We start from the raw sequence: 16,565 nt of genomic DNA, 5'->3' as shown, positions 1-16,565 counted from the left end.
GTCGTGCGCGAGCACGCGTTCCGACCGCCGGCGCGAACTCGCCGAACCCGACCTGTTGAACGAGCCGTGGCGGCCCGTGAGCGTCAAGGCCAACCCGTTCACCCCGTCCAAGAGACCCGTGGGACGCTCCGGCACCCGCGACGGACGCCCCAGGCGCGTCCACGACCGGCCCATGACCCCATGGCGGCGGCCCGCAAGGTCCGACGAACAGGACCGGGCCGCCGGCGGACCCGGATACATCCCGGCCGAACGACGCGAACGCACCGAACGCCTGACCGCCGAGACGAACCCGGCCGAGCCCGTCCGCCGCACCCACGCCATCCAGGACCAGCCCGAGACCATGGCCGCCCCACGCACCCGACGCCTCGAACAGCGCGCCGGCCCCGACATCCCATACTCGAACAGGACACCCGCACGCATCGCGGGCACCCGACCGGAAGACAACAACAAAACCCCAACCGACACCGACCAGGATTCCACGCCCACCCCACGCGAGGCACCACTCCCGGTTCCGCACTCACTTTCAAATGAGGCACCTCGGTCGTGGTCGACTCAGCTCCTCTGCCGATGTTTTCCCACCATACCACCCACACCCTCATGTTCCCCACCGGCATAACCCCGACACCCGCACATCATCCCCCCGAACTCCATCGCCCCCGCACACCGGCCATCATCATATGCTTGATTTCCCAGCGTTTCAGCACCCCTCGCGACCGCCGGACCACATCGCAAGCACAGGGGGGTTCATGGGGGCATTGATATCAGCGTGTCGTACCCCCTCCACACGCCGGACACACCGCAGCACAGCACCGCAACAGGCAGCACTGCATCGGGCACCACCGCAACAGGCGGCCCCCACATCATGCAGCACAACAGCGCGGCGCCGCATCGGGCGGCGCCGCGCAACGTCACCTACGCCTGGTCGGCGTCGTCGGGATCGTCGATCTTATACCCCAGGCCACGCACCGTGGTGAGGTAGCGGGGGCGACCGGGAACCTCCTCGATCTTGGCGCGCACGCGCTTGACGTGCACGTCGAGCGTCTTCGTATCCCCCACGTAATCCGAACCCCACACGCGGTCGATGAGCTGGTGGCGCGTCAGCACATGCCCCTTGTTCTGCATCAGATACTCGAGCAGCTCGAATTCCTTGAGCGGGAAGAACACATCCTTGCCACGCACCGTCACCTGGTGGCTGCCCACGTTCATCACGATGCCGCCGCACACCAGCGGCACATCGTCGCCGGACGGCTGCGCGGACGCCTCGCCGGACAGCCGGTCGCGGCGCAGCACCGCGCGGATGCGGGCCAGCAGCTCGCGAAAGGAATACGGCTTGGTCACGTAGTCGTCGGCGCCGATCTCCAGACCGACCACCTTGTCGATCTCCGCACCCTTGGCCGTGACCATGATGATCGGCACGCGGCTCTGCTCGCGGATGCGCCGGCACAATGCGATGCCGTCGATGCCGGGCAGCATGAGGTCGAGCAGCACCAGGTCGATGCCGCCCTTGGTGAACAGGTCGAAGCCCTCCTCCCCGGTGGCGGCGGCAGACACGTCGTAGCCTTCGCGCGTGAGCTGGTACACCAGCGGCTCGCGGTAGGATTCCTCGTCCTCGACGATGAGAATGCGCGTCATGCTCTGCCTTTCCTGCCCGGTGTGGATCGATGGCGAGGCGCGGGCGGCCCGGTCACCCCTTGCCGCGACGCCGCCTTGCCACCCCATCGTACCGCCTCGCGCCCGGCCAGTGCGGCGCCGCGTCCAGCTACGTACTTTCCCGGGCCCGCTACCTGGCGTCGTTTTCCCCCGCGGCGGACAGCTCGATGGTGAAGGTGGAGCCCTCCTGCGGACGCGACCAGACCGCGACGGTGCCGCCGCAATCCTCCACGCAGTGCTTGACGATGGACAGTCCCAGCCCGGTGCCGCCAGTCTGCCGCGAGCGCGCCGGATCGACGCGGTAGAACCGCTCGAAGATACGGCCAAGCGACTCGCGCGGAATGCCGATGCCCTGGTCCACCACGCGCAGCGTCACCTTGGGCTCCCGGCCCGCCTTGGCCGGCGCGTGGGCGATGGCCACGCGCACGGTGGTGTGCTCGGGCGAGTAGTGGATCGCGTTCTCGATGAGGTTCTTCACGGCGGTGACGATGGATTCCCCGTCGGCCATGACGACGGCGTCCGGCTCGGGGGCGGCGCCCGGCTCCGGCGCGACGAGCGGCAGCGACCGCCCGTCCACCGACAGCTGGAGTGTGATATGGCTGGCGTCGGCCTGCACCTGGTTCTCGGCGATGGCCCGGCGCGCGACCTCCCGCAGGCCGAGGGGCCGCACGGCCACGGCTGCGCCGCTGCCCTGCGCCTTCTGCAGGTCGATGAGCCGGTGCACGAGTTCGGTCAGCCGCGTCGACTCCTTGGCGATGCGCCCAGCGAAGTAGCGCACCGCGTCCGGGTCGTCGGCCGCGTCGCCGACGGTTTCGGCGAGCAGCGCGATGGCGCCGGCCGGGGTTTTGAGCTCATGGGAGACGTTGGTCACGAAGTCGCGCCGCATCGCCTCGAAGCGGCGCTGCTCGCTCATGTCGCGCAGGAACACCGCGATGCGGTCGTCGCCGATGATTCCGGCGCGCACCTTGAGATATAAGGTGTCCGACGGCGAGGGGTCGCCGGCGGTCACGCCGCGGCCGCTGGCGGCGTGGCGGTCCGCGAGCGCCCGCGGCAGCGCCAGCTCGCGTTCGCGCGTGCGCTCGTCCTCGTCGATCTGCGCGAGGATGTCCGTCAGCTCGTCGGAGGCGACATACCCGCCCTCCGTCAGCCGGAAGCGGGCGGCGGCCGGGCTCTCATAGACGACATGCCGGTCCCGGTCGGTGACGATCAGCGCGTCCGGCATCACCCGGACCAAGGCCTCCTCGGTGCGGCGCACCGGCACGTCGTCACCGAACAGCGAGACATCGGCGCGGGCGGGGTCGGGGCCCGCGCCGGCGGCGGCACCGGGCCGGCCGGCGATCCCATCGTGGTCGTGCGTGCGGGAAGTGTCACCGGATTTCGTCAGCATCGTGCGCCACCATGCCATGCCAAGCCTCCGTTCCGCCGCCGTGCCCGCCCCGCGCGCCGGCCGCGGACGGGACCATATGAGTTCCAGCCTAGCGCCGCGTGGCCGCGGTGGCGCCGCCCGCCGTCGGAATGTTCAGCGGCTGTTCATCTTTCCGGCGTGGCATCAAGCGGGGCGGGGACGGGCTACAGGCGGCGGACGATGTCCACCGCGAGGCGGGCGGCGGTGTCGGCGTACTCGGAGATGTCGAAGCCCTTGAACTCCTCGTAGTCGGTGTCGGCGTTGTCCGACAGCGCGCGGATGACGAGCGCGGGCACGCCGTTGCGGGCGGCCACATGCGCGACGGCGGCACCCTCCATCTCGGCGGCGTCGGCGCCGGTGGCCTCCTTGACGGCGGCCACCTTGGCGGGGGTGTCGATGAACATGTTGCCGGAGGCGATCACGCCGGTGATGTGGGTGATGCCGGCGGCGTCGAGCGCCTCGCCGGCGATGGCGAGCAGACGCGGGTCGGAGTGGAATTCCTCGACGGGGGCGTCGGCGCGGCCGGGCGCCCACTGGCCGACCAGACGCATGTCGGTGTCGAGGTAGCGCAGCGTGCCGCCGAGCACGACGTCGTTGATATGCAGCGCCTTGTTGAGGTTGCCGGCGATGCCGGAGAAGATCACCGCGTCCGGCTGGTAGGCGTCGATAAGCCGCTGCGTGGTGGCGGCCGCGTTCACTAGGCCCATGCCGCCGACCGTGGCGACGACGGACACCTGTTCGCCGGCGTTCGTGGCGATGGTGCCGCGGGTCACGTCGAGGCTGGCGGCGCGGTCATGCGCCACGTCGGCGAGGGCGGCGGCGATGAGCGCCACTTCCTCGTCCAGCGCTCCGATGATGGCGATGGTCTGGGCCATGGGTCGTCCTTTCTACTTGCTGCTTGCTGCTTGCGGGGTTTGGCGTCCGGGGCCGGCGGTTCGGGGTCCGGGGTCCGGCGGATTCCCGGTCATTCTATAACCGGCTGCCGGCTCTTTTGGCTTGGTGGGGCGTGACGGGTGAGGGATCTCGGGTTGGTGGGGCGTGACAGGAGAGGTATCTCGGCTCATTGGGTCGTCACAGGAGAGGTATCTCGGCTCGTTGGGTCGTGATGGACGTGGTATCTCGGTTCGTTGGGGCGGATTTTGGCCGTTGCGGAGGTCTATCGGAGTTCGTTGGGTCCTCGTCGGCGTGGTATCTCGTCTAGAGAGGTCCCGAAAATGGCGGAATTCCAAGGATTATGTTTTGTGGTGTCTGTGGTCGGAGGACCCAATGAACGCAGATAGATGTCTGCAGAACGGAAAATCCGCCCCAACGAACCGAGATACGACCCTCACGACGACCCAACGAACCGAGATACTGCGCCTGTGACGCCGCAACAAGCAAAAACACGACCTCTGCGATTCCATTGCATGCGAGCAACAGCCCGCGCAGCCGCGCATAACTGCGCATAACAGAAAAAGGGGCGGAAACCGCCCCTTTCCCTGTCAGACCAGGCTTTGCAGCTAACCCAGGCTCACAGCCAGACCACAGCCAGCTCAAGCCTTACAGCCAGACCACAGCTAACCCAGGCTCACAGCCAGACCACAGCCAGACTAGGTCTTGCAGCCGATCCAGACCTTGCAGCCTAAACACATCCGACCCAGATCCTGCAGTCAGACCGCAGCCAAACCGCAGCCAGCTCAGACTTCACAGCCGAATCAGGCCTCGTAGTCCTTGTCCTTGCTCTCCTTGATCAGGAACAGCGCGACCAGCGCGATGGCAGCCATCACAGCCAGGTACCAGCCAAGCGAGACGATGCCGAAACGGGTGACCAGCGCGGTGGCGATGGTCGGAGCGAAGGCGCCGCCGAGGATCGCGGCCAGGTTGTAGCTCAGGCCGGCGCCGGAATAGCGCACCTTCGTCGGGAACAGCTCCGGCAGGTATGCGCCGCACGGGCCGAACAGCGCGCCCATGAGCACGAAGCCCACGCACAGGAACAGCATGACCCGCAGCACCGATTCCTGCCCGAGCAGCATCGGGCACACCAGGCTGAACACCAGCGTCACCGCGGTGGTGATGAGCAGCGTCTTGCGGCGGCCGGAACGGTCCGCCCACAGGCAGCCGACGATGATGAACGCGGCGAAGAACAGCACCGACACCATCTGCATGCCCAGGTATTCGGGCTGCGCGAAGCCGAGCGTGCTCACGCCGTAGCTCAGCGACCAAGTGCCCAGCACGTAGAACAGCGTGTAGGTGATGCCCATCGCCAGCGTGCCGAGCACGACTTCCTTCCAGTACGGCAGCAGCGAACGCAGCGGATGGCGCACGGTGCGGTTCTCGGCGGCGGCCTTCGCGAACACCGGCGTCTCCGACATGCGGGCGCGCACATACAGGCCCACGATCACCAGCACGGACGAGCACAGGAACGGGATGCGCCAGCCGAAGGCGACCATCTGGTCCTGGGTCAGGAAGGTCTCCAGCAGCAGGTTCAGGCCGTAGGCGCAGAAGAAGCCGATCGGCGCGCCGAGGTTCGGGAAGGCGCCGTACAGCGCGCGCTTGCCCTTCGGCGCGTTCTCGGTGGCCACCAGCGCGGCGCCGGACCATTCGCCGGCCAGACCGATGCCCTGGCAGGCGCGGCAGACGCACAGGATCACCACGCTCCAGGCGCCGATCTGGTCATAGCCGGGCAGGCAGCCGACGAGGAAGGTGGCGATGCCCATGGTCAGCAGCGCCACGACCAGCGTCTTCTTGCGGCCCAGGCGGTCGCCGAAGTGGCCGAACAGCAGGGAGCCGAACGGACGGGCAAGGAACGAGACGGCGAAGGTGACGAACGACATCAGCGTGGCCAGCGCCATGTTCGACTTGGCCACGGAGGTGAAGAACACCAGTCCGAAGTAGCTGGCGGAGGCGATGGAATAGCAATAGTTGTCGTAGAACTCGATGGCGGTGCCGACCATGGACGCGGCGATGATCTCCGGCACGGAGTCGCGGCGCGTGGATTCGGCCACCGATGAGGTCGATACCGCTGCCGATGCAGACGCAGACATATAAGGAAACCCCTCTACTTTCCTGTTCTTGTGCCCTGCGCCCGGACGGACGGTGGTACCGGTGTCTCTTGCAGACGGCGCAGCGCACGACGGCGGCCTGGGCGGTGCGTGCCAGACGGCCGGGTCCCGCATTCCCCGCGCGACGGCGGGAAGGGGAAACAGGCGCATGGCGAAGCGGCACGCGACGGTCGGCTTGTGGCCCCCGAGAACGGCCGCACGCCGCTGTGCCGCAGTCAGGCATACCCGGCCCACGTCGGCGTGGGATGGAATCGTCCGGATGATGGACGCATGCCGACGACGACCGCCCCGGGCAGTCAGTCGACCCCAGACAGACAGCCGGCCGGCCCCGGATGGCCGGCCGGTCCGAGGCTCACAGCCAGCGGCGGGCGCCCACGGCGTCGGCCAGCGTGCGCAACAGGTCCGCGGTGTCGGGCCAGCTCAGGCAACGGTCGGTGATGGACTGGCCGTAGACGAGCCGGTCCAGCGGCGCGGCGGGCTGGTTGCCGCCCTCGATGAAGCTTTCCATCATCACGCCGGAGATGCCCCGCTCCCCCGCCGCCAGCCGGGCGGCGAGCTCGCGCACCACCTGCGCCTGGCGGTGCTCGTCCTTGCCGGAGTTGCCGTGCGAGCAGTCGATGACCAGCCCGTGCGCGGCGGCGGAGTCGGCGGGCATTCCGGCGCGGATGGCTTCCATCGCGGCGGCCACGGAGGCGGCGTCGTAGTTGGGGCCGTGCGAGGAGCCGCGCAGCACCACATGGCAGTCGGGATTGCCCAGCGTCTGCACCGAGCAGGCGCGGCCCAGGTGGTCGATGCCGAAGAAGGCGTGCCGTTGCGCGGCGGAATAGCAGCCGTTGAGCGCGGCCTTGACCGAGCCGTCGGTCGCGTTCTTGAAGCCCACCGGCATGGACAGGCCGCTGGCCAGCTGGCGGTGGATCTGGCTTTCCGTGTTGCGCGCGCCGATCGCGCCCCAGCTGACCGCGTCGGCGATGAACTGCGGGCTCGTCGGCTCGAGGAACTCAGTGGCGGCGGGCAGGCCGCAGCCGAGCACGTCGAGCAGCACGCGGCGGGCCAGGAGCAGGCCTTTCTTGATGTTGTGGGAGCCGTCGATGTCCGGGTCGTTGATCAGGCCCTTCCAGCCGACCGTGGTGCGGGGCTTCTCGAAGTACACCCGCATCACGATGAGCAGGCGCTCGTCGAGCTCCTGCCGCAGGGCGGCCAGGCGGCGCGCGTAGTCGAGCGCGGCGGCCGGGTCGTGAATCGAGCAGGGGCCCACGATGACGAGCAGGCGGTCGTCCATGCCGGTGAGCACCGCGCGGATCTCGTCACGCGAGGTGGCGACGAGATCCTGGGCGTCGCGGTCGAGCGGCATCTGCGTGAGCACCTGGGCCGGGGTGGGCAGCGGTTCCAGCTCGATCACGCGGCGGTTGATGATGCGGTCGACGCCGACCTGGTCCTCCCACCGCGGCACGTCGGTGGCCGTCAGCGGGTTCTGCCCAGCCTCCACGGCCGCTTTGATGGCCCGCAGCTCCTCGGGGGTATTGAGCGGCTGCTCGTGCGCGATGTCTTCCATGGGTCCTCTCCTCCGGCAACGTCTGCGTCCAGCATAGGGCATCGCCGGCGCGACGGGCGCGGCTCAGGACCGGCGGCGGGCCGTCACGGCGTCGGCCAGCGTGCGCAGCAGCTGCTCGGTGCGCTCCCACGGCACGCAGGAGTCGGTCACGGACTGGCCGTAGACGAGCTGGTCGAGCGGGGCCGGCTTCTGGTGGCCGCCCTTGAGGAAGCTTTCCATCATCACGCCGAGGATGCCGGGTTCGCCTTGGGCGATGCGGCCGGCGATCTCCTCGACGACCTCGGCCTCCCGGACCTCGTCCTTGCCGCAGTTGCCGTGGGCGGCATCGATGACCAGGCCGTGGTCGGAGGGGCCGTCCGCCTTCGAGGCCTTGAGCGCCTCCAGCGCGGCCTTGACGGAGGCCGGGTCGTAGTTGGGGCCGTGCGAGGAGCCGCGCAGCACCAGATGGCAGTCGGGGTTGCCCTTGGTCTCGGCGGAGATGACACGGCCGTCGATGTTGATGGACAGGAAATGATGTTCGAAGCGCGCGGTGTAGCAGGAGTCGGCCGCCGGCTTGATGGAGCCGTCGGTCGCGTTCTTAAAGCCGATCGGCATGGACAGGCCGCTGGCCAGCTCGCGGTGGACCTGGCTTTCCGTGTTGCGCGCGCCGATCGCGCCCCAGCAGATCAGGTCGCACAGGTACTGCGGGGTGATCGGGTCGAGCCACTCGATGGCGGTGGGCAGGCCGAGCGCGAGCACGTCGGTGAGCACCTTGCGCGCCAGCCACATGCCCTTGCGGATGTTGAAGCGGCCGTCCAGGTCGGGGTCGTTGATCAGGCCCTTCCAGCCGATCGTGGTGCGGGGCTTCTCGAAGTAGGTGCGCATCACGATGAGTAGACGGTCGTCCAGCTCGTCCTTGAGCGCGGCCAGGCGGCGCGCGTAGTCGAGCGCGGCGGCCGGGTCGTGGATCGAGCAGGGACCCACGATGACGAGCAGGCGGTCGTCGCGGCCGTGGAGCACGTCGCGGATCGCCTGGCGGGAGCGCAGCACGAGGTCGCTCATCTCATCGGTCAGCGGCAGCTCGCGGATGAAGGCGCGCGGCGCCGGAATCGGGTCGAGCTGGCGGATGTTCACATCCACCGTCTCGGGAAAGACGGCGTGCTCCCCCAGGCGACGCTCGTCCTCGGAACTGTCCGGACCGCGCAATGCCGACATGCCGTCTCTCCTCTCTCCATCCAGCGGATACGCAGGAACCCCACCTTAGTAGGCGGGGTTCCGGAACCGCAATCGGGTGCCCGGTAATCGGGCGGCGTCAGGCCAATGCGCCCATCGGATCCCAGGCGGGCAGGGAGATGGCGGGCTCGGCGAGGGCCTGCTGGTACTCGGCCGGAAGCATCGACTTCGGCACGGCCACCTCGTAGACGTACTCGGTGAACCAGTCGTCGGACATCGTGAAGTAGCCCTTGTCGGCGATCTTGTCGCCCCAGGAGTTCTCCACGCGCCAGCGGCGGGTGGTGGTGCCGTCGTCGGCCACGTCCACGCCGGCGAAGGCCATCGCGTGGTTCATCGCGGACTCGCCGAAGCGCACGCGCTGCTCCTTGTCCAGGTCGAAGTCCACGTCGTAGACCTTGCCGTACTCAAACAGGTCGGTGGCCCACGCGCCGTTCTCGCGGTCCATCATCGGGCCGCAGTCGGCGCCGAACCACACCGGGATGCCCTGCTCGACGAGGATCTTGCGCACGCAGTCCTTCATGAACTGGTTCGGCACGTTGAGGTACTCGGTCGGGTCGCCGCCGGCCACGTTGCCCAGGTGCTCGATGGCGATCTTCTTGCCCTTCGGATGCTCCTGGCGCGGGTCGTCCACGAGGCACACGTAGTCCTCGAGGCCGGCCTCGCCCACGTACTTGGCCCAGAACTCCTGCGGCGTGATCTCGCCGTCGCGGTGGAAGGCACCGTCCTTGTCGGTCCACTCCCAGTCGAAGCTGACCGGCGGCTCGCCCAGGTGGATGGTGAGGATGCGGTGGCCGGCGGCCACGGCGTCCTTGACGATCTCCTCGATCTTCGCGGCGTCGCCCTTGGCGGCGAACATGTGCGCGACGGCGGTATGCAGCATCGCGCGCAGCTGCTTGTTCATCGGGCCGGTGTTCTTGGACGACTCGGTCTCCGGGAACAGGTCCTTCGGCACAGCGCCGTACTTCTTGTAGACGTTCATCGCCATCGTCCACTGGCCGCCGTCGCCCATCACGTCGGCGAGCAGATGCTGCACCAGGCGGGAGTCGGCGGGCTCGCCGGCCTCGACCAGCGCGGCCATGTCCTTGAGGAAGTAGTTCACGCGCTCGAGCTTGTCGTAGTACATCGCATAGTTCTGCGAGAACTCGAACTCCTTGAGGTTCATGCTCTTCTTGGCGATGAAGCGGGCCACGTTCAGCGAGCTGAACAGCCAGCAGCGGCCGGAGCGGTCCTGGTGGGTCGCCTCGCCGTTGTCGATGACGGTAGAGAAGCGGCGCTGCAGCAGGCGCGCGCGGTCGTAGTTGCGGGCCACCTTGTCGATGCCGGCGGCGGTGACGGCGTTCATCGCAAGGCGGTTGGTGCCGTCCGCGTCGAATTCGTCACGCAGCGCGGCCAGGGTCTTGCCGGTCAGTGGCGTGATGTCGGTCATACCTGATGCTCCTTCGATGATGCGATTGGGTCACGGGTTCCATGACGGACGCGGCATCCGGGCTGGTCCGGATGCCGCGTCCGTGCAACGTCTCAGCAGTGTAGTCCCGTCCGAGACGGGTGTCGATTGGCGCCGGCGGGCCGGGGCGGGCGGCGTCGGTGCGGCGTCAGCGCGAGGCCGACGTACGGCCGGCGTGGGCCCGCCGCCAGCTCACCGCTGGTCGGCGGCGGGCTCGGCGGGGGCGTCAGCGGAGGGGTAGGCGGGGGTGTCAGCGGGGGCGCCGGTGCTGTCCCCGTCACTGTCGGCCCCGTTATCGTCGACCCCATTGGATCCGTCGGCCCCGTCGGCTCCATCGGGCACATCGGTCCCGTCGGACTCGACGGTGGGCGCGGCGGCATCGGGCGCGGAGGCGGGAGCGGCGGAGGCATCGGCCTCCGGCTCGGCGACCGCGTTCATCACCGGCAGGTTGGGCGCCTCGTCGGCCCCGGCCTGGGCATCGGCCCCGGCATCGGGCTTGGCATCGGTGTTACCGGCGGCGGGGGCGCCAAGGAAGCTGCCGAAGGCATTCGCGAACATCGTGCGCAGCTCGCCCACGCGCTGGGTGATCTGCGACTCGCGCTGCTGGAGCTCGGTGATGCGCTTGGTGAGGGCGTCGAGCTCGTCCTGCGCGGCCTGGCGGCGCTGGCCGATCTGCGCGTCCGCCTCCTCGCCGGCGCGACGCAGCGCCTCGGCGGCCTGTTCGTCGGCCTCCTTGCGCTTGGCGGCGGCGTAGGCGTCGGCGTCCTCGCGGGCGGCGCGGGCCTGCTCCACCAGCTCGTCGGCCTCCTTCTTCGCGGCCTCGCGGCGCTCGGCGAGGTGGGCGAGCAGCTCGTTGACCTTCTTGGTGGCCTCGTCCTGCTGGGCGGCGATGTCGGTGCGGATCTGCTCCACCTCGTGCGTGACCTTGCCCAGCGTCTGGGTGCGGCTCACCTCGGCCTCGTCGACGATCTGCTGGGCCTTGTTCTTGGCCACGTCCACGATCTCGCTGGCCTTGCGCTGCGCCTCCGTGCGCATCTTGGCCACCTGTTCGCGCACGTCCGCCAGCTTCTTGTTCGCCTCGGCGAGCGCGGCCTCGATCTGGTCGTTCGACTCGGACTTGAGCCGGGCGATCTCCTCGTTGGCGGTTTTGCGCTGGGCGGCGATCCGCTCGGCGGCCTCGGCGCGCATGTCCGCGATCTCACGCTCCTGGGTGGCGCGCTCGGAGGCGAGCTTCTTGCTCTGCTCCTCGCGGGCGTTGCTCAGCTCCAGTTCGACGGTCTGGCGCTGCTCGCCCACGTTCTTGGCGGTCTCGCTCTTGAGCTGCTCGGCCTCCTCCTTGGCGGCGGTGGAGACGGTGGTCGCCTCGGACTGGGCCTTGTCCAGGATGGCGGAGGCCTGCTTGTTCGCGTCGTCCACGATGCGGCCGGCGTCCAGGCGCGCATTGTTGATGAGCGTCTGCGCCTGCGCCTCGGCGGCGGAGCGCGTGGAGGCGGCGTCCTGCTTGGCGCGCTCCAGCAGCTCGGTGCTGGTCTGCTCGGCGGAGGCGAGCATCTGCTGGGCGTTGGCACCCAGGGAGGCGAAGCTGTTGCCGCCCTTGCGGTTCTTCTCCTCCTGGAGCTGGGCCTGCAGCTGCATGATGCGGTCGTCGCTGGCGGCCACCTGCTCGCGCATGCCGGCGAGCGCGGCCTGCGCCTGGCGCACACTCTCCTGGGCCTTCGCGAACGCCGCGTCGACCTTGTCCTTGTCATAGCCCCGCAACACCAACGGGAACTGATCCACCATCGCCCTGTTCCTTTCGCCTCGCGCTCTGCCGCCGCGCATTCCGCGGCGCAACCTCACTCACTGTAGCCAATCGCGGTTGCGTGTCGCTGAAAAACCGCTGAACGCACACAGCACGGTCATACCGCGCGGGGGCTGGGCGGGGATCTTCAGGCGAGGAGGATGTCCTTGGAGGAGGGGCGCAGGTAGTAGCGCACGGTCTCGCGCACCACGACGCGGCCGGCGGCGACCATCTGCGCCATCGGCAGGCCCTGCTGGGGGTGCGGGGTCTCGTTGACCAGCGGCAGGCTCATGAAACCGGCGAGCGCGCGGTCCTGGGCCACGGACCAGTTGAGCAGGTTGTAGAACAGCGTGTTGCACACGAAGGTGCCGGCGTCCGAGCTCATCGTGGCGGGGATGCCGTCGCGGGCGAAGGCCTTGATGATCGCGCCGATGGGCAGGCGCGTCCAGTAGGCGGCCGGACCGTCCGGGTCGATGGGCTCGAGGCGCGGGCGGGCGTTGTCCGCGTCGGGGCGGTGGGCGTCCATGAGGTTGGTGGCGCAGCGTTCCATCATCACGCCGCGGGCGGAATGCTTGAGTCCCATCGCGATGACGATGTCCGGGCGGCGCTCCTCGATCGCGCCGCGCAACGTGGGCCAGGAGTTGGCGAAGCTGACGGGCAGCGTGATCGCGCTGACGTCGATGCGCGTGCCGTCCGGCCCGTCCACGCCGTCGGCGGCAAGCGCCCGCGGCACTTCGCGCGCGGGGTTGGCGTCGATGCCGTCGTAGGGGTCGAAGCCGGAGATGAGGACGTTGACGTGCTGCATGGCTTCCAGTCTAATGGCCGCGCGGGGCGTCAGCGCATGCGCTGGGCGGCGGCCGCGAACACGGCGTGCATCCGTGCCTTGGCCTCCGCGGCGGTCATCGGGCGCAGCTCGCCCTCCTCGGCGGCGCCGGGCAGGGCGGCGGCACCGGGCAGGCCGGCGGCGTCATCGGGCATCGGCCGCCCCTCCAAGCGGGCGGCGATGCGCTCGGCGGCGGGCAGGTCCGGCGGCGTCGTGATCTTGAGGTTCTCCTCGACTCCGGGCACGATGGCCACCTCGACGCCGGGCAGATAGTCCACGACCACGCGGGTGTCGTCGGTGGGATGGAACCCGGGGTCGGCCGCGGCCAGCTCGTAGGCGCGGCGGATGGTGTCGAAGCGGAAGGCCTGCGGCGTCTGCGCGCGGTAGGAGTCCGGGCGGGACGGCACCGAGGCGATGACCTTCGCGCCGGCCTGGGCGGCGTCGCGGGTGAGCAGGATCGTGTCGGTGCTGGGGATGGCGACGGTGGCGGCGTCGTAGGCGTCGAGCGCGGCCACGCAGCCGTCGATGGACTCCTGGGTGACGAAAGGACGCACCGCGTCGTGGATGAGCAGCTTGGCGCGGCCGGGGATGCCGGCCTGGCCGAGCATCGCGAGGGCGGCGAGCGTGCTGTCCGCGCGCTCACGGCCGCCGTCGACGATGGCGCGCACCTTCGGATAGCCGGCCTCGTCCACCAGCCGTTCGACGTGCCCGCGCACCGCCGGGTTTACGACGACGACGATGTCCGTGACGCGCGGGTTGCGTTCGAAGGCCTCGATGCTTCGGCACACGATGGGTTTGCCGCCCACGGACACCAGCTGCTTGGGATTGGCGGGGTCGAAGCGGGTGCCGAAGCCCGCCGCCAGCACCACCGCCACGACGGGCACGGCCTCGCCCGCGGGCTCTTCCTGTTCTCTCTGGGTCATAAGCCACCACCGTAGCCGCCCGCCGGCCGAATGCCGCGCCCCGGCATGTTTTCCCCACGAATCCGGCGCACACGCGGGCCGGCCGGCGGCGGGGGCGGCCGGCTTACTGGCGCACGATGAGCGCGAGCATGCGCCCCTCGTGGTCGTGCCCCGCCAGCGCGGAGCGGCGGTGGGAGTACCACAGCGGGTTCTCCAGCGTGCACATGCTGTGGCGCACGGCGGCCAGGCGCTCGTCGAGCGTGCCGCCCTCGCCGTCCGAGGCGCACAGGGCCTCGAGCTCGGCGTCGTGGTCGAGGTACTGGGTGGCGGCGAGCACGCGCGGCTGGGAGGCGACGATGTTGTCGCGCGGAATGCCGGCGCCCTCGAGCTCGGCCAGCGCGGCCGCATTGAGGTCCACGCCGGGGCCGCCGAAGCGGGTGAGCGTGAAGGAGCCGGGGAACTGGGCATCGAAGTCGTCGGCGATGTCGCCGCCGGTCTCGTAGCAGTCGCCGCAGATGGCCGGGCCGAGCGTGGCGACGATGCGGGAGGGCTCCGCGCCCTTCTCCCGCATCAGGGCGACGGTGGAGGCGACGATGCCGCGCTGCAGGCCGCGGCGGCCGCAGTGCGCGGCGCCGATGACGCCGGCCTGCGGGTCGGCGAGCAGCACCGGCAGGCAGTCGGCCGCGAACATGCCGAGCGCCACGCCGGTGCGGGAGGTCACCTGGCCGTCGGCCTGGATGGCGGTGACGCCGGGGACGCCCTTCGTGCCGGACGCGTCGAATCCGAAGGGAGCGTTGGGGGTCGCGATGCCGTCGACGTCGATGGCCGTGCCGGAGTGGACCTGCTCCACCAGGGACAGGGGCACGCCGACCGCCTGGGCGACGGCGGTGCGGTTGGCGAGCACGTGGGCCGGGTCGTCGCCGGATTTGCCGCCGAGGTTGCAGTCGCCCCACGGCCCGGAGCTCACGCCGCCGAGCCGCGTGGTGTACACGACGGTGACGCCGGGGGCGAGCGCGATCGGGATCGTCACCGGGATGGGCCGGCCCTCGGCGTCGGTGGGGCTGATGGCGTTGCTGTCGAGGATGAGGTCGTCGTTCATGCGGCCCATCGTAACCGGTGGCGTCGGCGGCGTCACTCGGCCTTGAGCGTGGGCCGCTTCGTGCGCGAGCGGATGGCGGCGTTGACCGGCACCTCGCGCGGGCAGGGAAGCGAGAACACGTGGGCGGGGTTGTTGATCTCCGCGACCGGCAGGCCGTCCGCGTCGCGCAGGCCGGAATCGGGCACCGTGTAGGCCATCGGCGGATCGCCGGGCAGCAGGAACTCGACGGCCTGGCCGGGTTCGATCTTGTTGCGGCTCATGATCGTGACGCGGCCGCCCTCCTGTGGACTCCAGGAGATCACCTCGCCCACCACGAGCCAGTCGCGGAAGTAGGCGGAGCGGTCGGTGTTCTGCGTGACCTTGTGCTCCGGATAGTAGAAGCCGGTGGAGTAGTCGCGGTGCGAGACCTTGCCGGGCTCGGCCAGCAGCCAGTCGGGCAGCGTGACGGGCGGCGCGGGGCGCACCGGCGCGTGGACGAACGGCGCGGCGCCGGCGGTTTCGGCGGCGGACGGCGCGCGGTTCGCCTTGCGGCGCGTGGCGCGGGCGGCGGCGGGCTCCGGGGAGGCGGGCGTCTCCTCGGTCACATCGTCGGCGTCGCCGGGCACGCCGGAGAAGGCGTCGTCGGCGCGCAGCGTGACGGCGTCCGGGCGGGCGGCGAGCGCGGCGAAGTCGGGGTCGTCGGCGCGGACCACGCGGTCGTGGAAGGGGGCGAGCTCATGGCCGTCGGCGTCTTCGAAGCCGCGCTGACGCATGTACTCGTCGACGGCGGTTTTGTACGCGTTGGTCATCGCGGCGATGTAATAGGCGGACTTGGAGCGGCCCTCGATCTTGAGGCTGGTGGCGCCCGAATCGATCAGGTCGTCGACGTGGGCGAGCATGTTCATGTCCTGCGAGTTGAACAGGTAGGCGCCGTCCTTGGTCTGCTCGATCGGGAAGTACTCGCCGGGGCGCTTCTGCTCCACGATCGCGTACTTCCAGCGGCAGGGCTGCGCGCATTCGCCGTGGTTGCCGTCGCGGCCGGTCAGGTAGTTGGAGAACAGGCAGCGGCCGGAGAAGGCCATGCACATGGCGCCGTGGACGAAGCATTCGATGTCCATGTCAGCGGGGATGCGCGCGCGGATGTCGCGCACGGTCTGCAGGTCGGACTCGCGGGCGAGCACCACGCGGCGCGCGCCCAGGGAATACAGGGCCTGCGCGGCGCCATAGTTGGTGACGCCGGCCTGCGTGGAGACGTGCAGCTCCAGTTCGGGGGCGACCTCGCGCGCGGTCATCATGACGCCCAGGTCGGTGACGATGAGCGCGTCCACGCCGGTGGCCGCCAGGCGGGGGATGTAGTCGCGGATGGCGGGGACCTCGTCGTTGCGCGGCAGCACGTTGAGCGTCACGTAGACGCGGGCGCCGCGCTCGTGCGCGTATGCGGCGCCCTCGGCGAAGTCCTCCAGCGAGAGGTTGCGCGGGGCCGAGCGCATGCCGAAGGCCTTGCCGCCGCAGTACACGGCGTCGGCGCCGTAGTCGACGGCGGTTTTCAGGCCCCTGAGGTTGCCGGCGGGGGCGAGCACCTCGGGCCGGCGGCGGGCGCGCATTGCGGGTCGTTCGTTCTCGTTCATAGCGCCCTCAGTCTAGACGCCGGGCGGGAGCGGGTTGGTGGGGGCGGGTG

12 protein-coding genes are annotated in these 16,565 nt (G+C 69.8%); all 12 read right to left on the bottom strand.

From position 1 onward, the window contains the following. Window positions 1-912: 912 nt before the first annotated feature. The 12 genes from H7U32_RS08845 to H7U32_RS08790 all read right to left on the bottom strand — a co-directional run bounded on the left by H7U32_RS08845 (window position 913) and on the right by H7U32_RS08790 (window position 16,491). A complete protein-coding gene (locus H7U32_RS08845; RefSeq protein ID WP_204469710.1) occupies window positions 913-1,632 on the bottom strand; it encodes a response regulator transcription factor in 720 nt (239 codons plus the stop codon). A gap of 148 nt (window positions 1,633-1,780) precedes the next feature. Beyond that, complete coding sequence (locus H7U32_RS08840; protein ID WP_440201454.1) at window positions 1,781-3,037, bottom strand: sensor histidine kinase; 1,257 nt, start codon at window positions 3,035-3,037, stop codon at window positions 1,781-1,783. Window positions 3,038-3,219: 182 nt separating this feature from the next. Then, window positions 3,220-3,930, bottom strand: coding sequence for a 5'-methylthioadenosine/S-adenosylhomocysteine nucleosidase (gene mtnN, locus H7U32_RS08835; RefSeq protein ID WP_204469708.1), 711 nt, complete (start codon window positions 3,928-3,930; stop codon window positions 3,220-3,222). 819 nt (window positions 3,931-4,749) lie between these two features. Next, entirely contained in the window at window positions 4,750-6,078 is a 1,329-nt protein-coding gene (locus H7U32_RS08830; RefSeq protein WP_204469707.1) for an MFS transporter, read from the bottom strand. Window positions 6,079-6,448: 370 nt separating this feature from the next. Further along, window positions 6,449-7,648 carry a 3-deoxy-7-phosphoheptulonate synthase gene (locus H7U32_RS08825; protein WP_204469706.1) on the bottom strand — a complete coding sequence of 400 codons (1,200 nt, stop codon included), beginning with the start codon at window positions 7,646-7,648 and terminating at the stop codon, window positions 6,449-6,451. A 63-nt stretch (window positions 7,649-7,711) separates the two neighbouring features. Next, window positions 7,712-8,842, bottom strand: coding sequence for a 3-deoxy-7-phosphoheptulonate synthase (locus H7U32_RS08820; RefSeq protein WP_204469705.1), 1,131 nt, complete (start codon window positions 8,840-8,842; stop codon window positions 7,712-7,714). 97 nt (window positions 8,843-8,939) lie between these two features. After that, window positions 8,940-10,286, bottom strand: a complete 1,347-nt coding sequence (locus H7U32_RS08815) for a C1 family peptidase (RefSeq protein ID WP_204469704.1) — start codon at window positions 10,284-10,286, stop codon at window positions 8,940-8,942. A gap of 210 nt (window positions 10,287-10,496) precedes the next feature. Beyond that, window positions 10,497-12,086 (bottom strand): cell division protein, encoded by a 1,590-nt coding sequence (locus H7U32_RS08810; RefSeq protein WP_239457653.1) that lies wholly within the window; start codon window positions 12,084-12,086, stop codon window positions 10,497-10,499. A gap of 146 nt (window positions 12,087-12,232) precedes the next feature. Further along, window positions 12,233-12,889 (bottom strand): pyroglutamyl-peptidase I, encoded by a 657-nt coding sequence (locus H7U32_RS08805; protein WP_204469703.1) that lies wholly within the window; start codon window positions 12,887-12,889, stop codon window positions 12,233-12,235. A gap of 29 nt (window positions 12,890-12,918) precedes the next feature. Then, window positions 12,919-13,830, bottom strand: a complete 912-nt coding sequence (locus H7U32_RS08800; RefSeq protein ID WP_204469702.1) for an IspD/TarI family cytidylyltransferase — start codon at window positions 13,828-13,830, stop codon at window positions 12,919-12,921. Between the two features lie 103 nt (window positions 13,831-13,933). Beyond that, window positions 13,934-14,917: a polyphenol oxidase family protein gene (locus H7U32_RS08795; protein ID WP_204469701.1), complete on the bottom strand. Its 984-nt coding sequence runs from the start codon at window positions 14,915-14,917 to the stop codon at window positions 13,934-13,936. Between the two features lie 23 nt (window positions 14,918-14,940). Then, window positions 14,941-16,491 carry a peptidase U32 family protein gene (locus tag H7U32_RS08790; RefSeq protein WP_204469711.1) on the bottom strand — a complete coding sequence of 517 codons (1,551 nt, stop codon included), beginning with the start codon at window positions 16,489-16,491 and terminating at the stop codon, window positions 14,941-14,943. Between the last annotated feature and the right edge of the window lie 74 nt (window positions 16,492-16,565).

Origin of the sequence: Bifidobacterium pullorum subsp. saeculare (assembly GCF_016899725.1) — a bacterium.
GTDB lineage: Bacteria > Actinomycetota > Actinomycetes > Actinomycetales > Bifidobacteriaceae > Bifidobacterium > Bifidobacterium pullorum_C.
The sequence above is the reverse complement of the archived record's forward strand: the minus strand, read 5'-3'. Positions and strand labels throughout refer to the sequence as shown.

What these genes read in the sequence shown, in the direction of transcription:
- H7U32_RS08845 (WP_204469710.1), bottom strand. Translation starts at nt 1,632, where the DNA reads ATGACGCGCATTCTCATCGTCGAGGACGAGGAATCCTACCGCGAGCCG.
- H7U32_RS08840 (WP_440201454.1), bottom strand. Translation starts at nt 3,037, where the DNA reads ATGCTGACGAAATCCGGTGACACTTCCCGCACGCACGACCACGATGGG.
- mtnN (WP_204469708.1), bottom strand. Translation starts at nt 3,930, where the DNA reads ATGGCCCAGACCATCGCCATCATCGGAGCGCTGGACGAGGAAGTGGCG.
- H7U32_RS08830 (WP_204469707.1), bottom strand. Translation starts at nt 6,078, where the DNA reads ATGTCTGCGTCTGCATCGGCAGCGGTATCGACCTCATCGGTGGCCGAA.
- H7U32_RS08825 (WP_204469706.1), bottom strand. Translation starts at nt 7,648, where the DNA reads ATGGAAGACATCGCGCACGAGCAGCCGCTCAATACCCCCGAGGAGCTG.
- H7U32_RS08820 (WP_204469705.1), bottom strand. Translation starts at nt 8,842, where the DNA reads ATGTCGGCATTGCGCGGTCCGGACAGTTCCGAGGACGAGCGTCGCCTG.
- H7U32_RS08815 (WP_204469704.1), bottom strand. Translation starts at nt 10,286, where the DNA reads ATGACCGACATCACGCCACTGACCGGCAAGACCCTGGCCGCGCTGCGT.
- H7U32_RS08810 (WP_239457653.1), bottom strand. Translation starts at nt 12,086, where the DNA reads ATGGTGGATCAGTTCCCGTTGGTGTTGCGGGGCTATGACAAGGACAAG.
- H7U32_RS08805 (WP_204469703.1), bottom strand. Translation starts at nt 12,889, where the DNA reads ATGCAGCACGTCAACGTCCTCATCTCCGGCTTCGACCCCTACGACGGC.
- H7U32_RS08800 (WP_204469702.1), bottom strand. Translation starts at nt 13,830, where the DNA reads ATGACCCAGAGAGAACAGGAAGAGCCCGCGGGCGAGGCCGTGCCCGTC.
- H7U32_RS08795 (WP_204469701.1), bottom strand. Translation starts at nt 14,917, where the DNA reads ATGGGCCGCATGAACGACGACCTCATCCTCGACAGCAACGCCATCAGC.
- H7U32_RS08790 (WP_204469711.1), bottom strand. Translation starts at nt 16,491, where the DNA reads ATGCGCGCCCGCCGCCGGCCCGAGGTGCTCGCCCCCGCCGGCAACCTC.